Source organism: Candidatus Jidaibacter acanthamoeba, assembly GCF_000815465.1.
GTDB classification, from domain to species: domain Bacteria; phylum Pseudomonadota; class Alphaproteobacteria; order Rickettsiales; family Midichloriaceae; genus Jidaibacter; species Jidaibacter acanthamoebae.
In genome coordinates, this window is sequence record NZ_JSWE01000157.1 from 1 (window position 1) to 4,429 (window position 4,429).

At 33.4% G+C, this 4,429-nt stretch carries 4 protein-coding genes; all 4 read left to right on the forward strand.

Translation table 11 applies throughout. The features are described from left to right. Nucleotides 1-103: 103 nt before the first annotated feature. Nucleotides 104-442 carry a hypothetical protein gene (locus NF27_RS07770; RefSeq protein WP_039457916.1) on the forward strand — a complete coding sequence of 113 codons (339 nt, stop codon included), beginning with the start codon at nt 104-106 and terminating at the stop codon, nt 440-442. Nucleotides 443-842: 400 nt separating this feature from the next. Further along, a complete protein-coding gene (locus NF27_RS07780; protein WP_039457920.1) occupies nt 843-1,088 on the forward strand; it encodes a hypothetical protein in 246 nt (81 codons plus the stop codon). Nucleotides 1,089-1,309: 221 nt separating this feature from the next. Further along, on the forward strand, nt 1,310-2,665 hold the full coding sequence (locus NF27_RS07785; protein ID WP_039457922.1) for a hypothetical protein: 1,356 nt from the start codon (nt 1,310-1,312) through the stop codon (nt 2,663-2,665). Between the two features lie 35 nt (nt 2,666-2,700). Beyond that, nucleotides 2,701-4,429 (forward strand): hemagglutinin repeat-containing protein (locus tag NF27_RS07790; protein ID WP_039457925.1); only part of this gene is annotated, 1,729 nt, incomplete at its 3' end.

The window sequence follows — 4,429 nt, forward strand, 5'->3', positions numbered from 1 at the left end:
CTTCCTTTATGATATTTAATTCTTTAGGTATGTCAGTTAAATTTACTTATTTGCGCCACAAAGCCAATATTATCAAATGATGTAGGATTTTGTGGAAGGCAAAATGGATGGCCAATGCTTTTCGAGGACATTTTTAGCCAAAAGAAGTCAGGATTTAAAAGAAGATAAAAAAAATATTCCTTTAAGAGAATTGCTAAGTAAGTTTTTTAGAGATGAGATAAGTAGTGAAGAATATGATGAACTTTCCAGACCATATAAAATTTATCCTGAAGATAGCTTATTCTTAAAAATTTTTGATGAACTGCAAGCTATAGATTTAGAAGACTTTTGGCCTAGAGATGACGAATATTTTGAAGAAGATGAAAACATAGATGAAGATGAGTTGAGGAGGAGAGTGAAGGAAAAGCTCAGGATTCTAGATGAGAATAAGGATAAGTGGTAGAGAGATATTAAGAATAATGGTAGCGTTGCAAAGAATAAATCATTAGTTGCTTGCTTAACTCTATAGCTACTCCCAATCTTTATTCTTTGCAACGCTACCAAATAATGTCACATTATAAACTAATAGTCTAAATAATAACTTACCACATCTTCCTCTCTTATAAACGATCCTTTTTGAGAGGAAAGTTTAAGCCATATAAATTTCTTACCCTTATACCTAAACATATGATTAAGTAATAAAAATATATAAACCAACATAATAACTGATTTAATTAAAGATAAATATATAAACATGCAATAAAATGCTTGAAAGGCAAGCAACCATTGACTATATGAATTGTAATTTTTAAATATAATTAGTATTATTCGAGTATTATTTATATTATTTAACATTTTACTTGATGGTAGAGAATAAATTAGAAAATGACTTATTAAGTCATGAAAATAGCGCAGAAGAGATACTAAAAGAGAGCGAGTGTAATTATGATAGCTATATTAATAGTAATGTAAACTCAACTATACCAGAGCCAGTATTGTCTGTGCCTCCTGAATATACTGCAATTAATAATATATCTCCTTATATTATCTCTCTACATACCATTAGCCCAAATATAATATACGAGAAAATAATAGTAATCATCCTTTAATAGAACTTGATGGAGAAGGGTTTGGGCAAACACAATTACACAATGTAACCTTTAAGGTTAGTGGAACTAAAGCTGATATAATATTTATTGATCCGGATGGATATAATTTAACCGGTATAAGTTTTGAAAATACAGATAAAGTTTTATTTACTACTTATCTGTCTAATCCCAGTATCAATGAAATAGATAATGGGTGGGTTACCTTAGGCGATATTGGGGGTATGTCATCATTATTGCTGCAAGGAACTGGATTAGAGATTAATGGTATAATAGGAGCTACTGATTATATAGAATTTAAGGTAGATGAGGATCATCAGCGCTTTTCAGAAGTAAGTGCGAATACTAGGATTAGTATTAATGAGAATGCTCAATTTAATAGTAAGTACCTGGCTGCTCATTTGAACAAGACAAGGGATGATATAGAGTTTAAAGGAGCTGCCTTAAATATTACTGAAGCACTAGACTTAAGCGGTAAAAATATAGCTATATATAACGAGTTAAATCTTAATAATGCAATATTTAATGTTTTAAAAGTAGGAATTAACGGCAGCTTAAAAGTTACGGGTAACTTTATAATGACCGCAGATGAGGTTAGCAGCAACCCCGGTTCCAACATTGAATTTAGTGATATTACTAGTAAGGAAAGTTCTATTTATTTTAAAATAGCAGATAAATTAAAAATCGAGGGAGGTTTTAAGGTAGCAAGAGTACCTGAACAAACTCATATCACAGTACGAGCGAATGAAGTTAGCTTAAAACAAAACGTAGAGTTAAATGGTCAAAAACTAATTGAAGTAAGGCAGAGATTCGAGCATCAAAGTGTGAAAGGAAGAGGGAACCTAACACTAATAGTTCATGATAACCAACGATATAATTTCTTAAGTAGTAAGTTTGATTTGCAGGGAAATAAAGTAGCATTAATCGATGGTTATATAAATGAAGATGAAGAAATAACTTTATATGAAGATAAGAACATAAACTTTATTAACGATGTAGATAGTAAGCTAGATAACATAATTTATATAGGAGAAAGATTTAAGAATAGCAAATCTTTAGAAATCAATGGAAACTTGACTGTTTTAACCGATTTAGGTTTTGAGAATTATGGTCATATCAATGTTGTAGAAGAAGCATCTTTACAAGTAGAGTGGTTTTTAAACCAGGTATTATGGTTAAATAAATATAAGGATGTTTACTACCATAATTGGTACCATTTTACTCCTGGAACATATATTGAAAGCACTAAAGCGGTAGTTAGGAATGCTGCATATGAAGAACCTGAATTTCCGGGAAGCGGTAGCTTTAAGGCTAGGGATACAACTATCACTGCTGTTGATTCTATAAAAATCAACAAGGGAGCAGTATTTGAAACTTCTAATAATATGATATTGGTAGCAAATAATAAAATAGAAATAGCAAACCATTTCTACCGCAATGGTCATGGCTTCCCGGGAGGCACTTATTTAGGCAATACTAATATTGACTCAAAGGTTGTAAACAAGATAAGAGCTGAGAAAACATATAATGGAGTAGTGCTCGAGTTTGATGCAAGAAAAGATATCCCTGCCGGAATATAACCCAAGCTATAATTAAAGCTGGTGGAAATGCTTACATGTATTCCTTGAATGGCAGCATAGTAATAAAGGGGACTAAGGGCACATTTGGAGGGCATTTATTTCAAAAAGCTAAAACTGATATTACCCACCAAGCAGTTAACTATCACTATTTTATTACAAATGTTCCCGCACAATTTAATCAATGGGGGTATACACATCATAGTTATGGTTTGTATCAAGTAGTAAACGGAGAGCTTGATTTTAATGTAAACAATGATTTTGTAAGAGTTACTGAGAGTAACTCAATAAACGATATAGGGGTAAATATAAAAATTAATAACGGCTCTATGTTAAGTAAATCCGGGGCTTATATAATAAAGCAACCCCTAAAGAATGTAATACATACTCTGCCTTATCTATCAGGCTCCAATTGCCCGCCCTATATAGTACCTAAAAATATAGGTTACCAATGTGATATAACAAGCACATATTATAATTCATTAGAAAGAAGGCTAACCACTTTTGGCGGGAAATATTATATCAACGGGAATGAATATGAGACAGCCAAGCTTGATATTATAAGTGAAGGAATTACCGAGCACATAAATGGTATAATAAAAAAAGTGGCCGGTAGAGATATAATAGAGCGTACATTGCATACTATTGCGGTAGTTAAAAATATAAAAGGGAAAGATTATAGATCTAAGCACCATGAGATATATGCTGACAAGAATGAAGTTTTTGCAACTAATCAAGTCATATATCAAGCCGGCAGAGATTATAAAGGGTATGGTAATACTATATTTAGCATAAGGGGAGTAAATATTACCGCTGAGGGTAATATAGAAATCCAAGCAACCACCAGCCAAGCTACAAATGAAGATTATAAAAAGAAAAAGAATACTTTTGGAAGTAAGTCCGTACATAAGTTCCAAACAGTGAGCGAAACCTCAGAAGCTTATATAGGAAGTTCTGGGGAAGTAAATCTTAACAGTAAGGGTTTATGCCGATTTGAAGGGAGCTCAGTAAATGCAGCTGGAAAAGTTACCATAAAGTGTAAAGGAGGAGCTGAGTTTTTAGCCCACCAAGTAAAGAATGAAGTCCACATATATGTAAAAAGCAGAGGAATATCCCCAACCGGAACACTGGTTGATTTAGTGAAAAGCGATGATCCCGCCGGTACTTTGCTGGATAATATAGGAATAGTGAAAGGAATAAAGGATCTGCTAAACATGCAGAGTCCGACTGATCTTGCACCATTTATGAAGCTAGGAGCAGAAGTATATGGTTTATCTAAGAAATACCAGCTTTTTACCTCTTCAAACGGAGCTAATCCATTTTATAAATTAAACGGGACTCCGCTTGATGTGAAAGCAGGGTTGGTAGCGGCAATACTTGATAGTGTGATAAATATTGGAATAAAGATAGGAACCAGCAAGAGTGAAGATCATATAGTTCAGATTACTAACCACCCGACCGTATTTAGAGGAGAAGATCTAGAGATGGAGATAGGAGGAGATGCTAAGTTTAGGGGAGCACAATTTGAGTTTGAGAATGAAGTTAACGCTACTATTAAGGGTAAAGCTGAATTTGAAAGTGTGAAGAATGAATTTCATCATGATCATAGCAGTGAAGAGAGTGGTGTTAGTGTGAGTGTAGGCTTTAGCGGAATAAATGTAGGGGTATATGCTAGCGAAAGTGAAGGTAAAAGAGAAAAGGTTGAACATGTAGCAAGTTCCATTAAGGGAAAGCTAGTTAATCTGGTAGTGGGAGAAGATCTAAGTC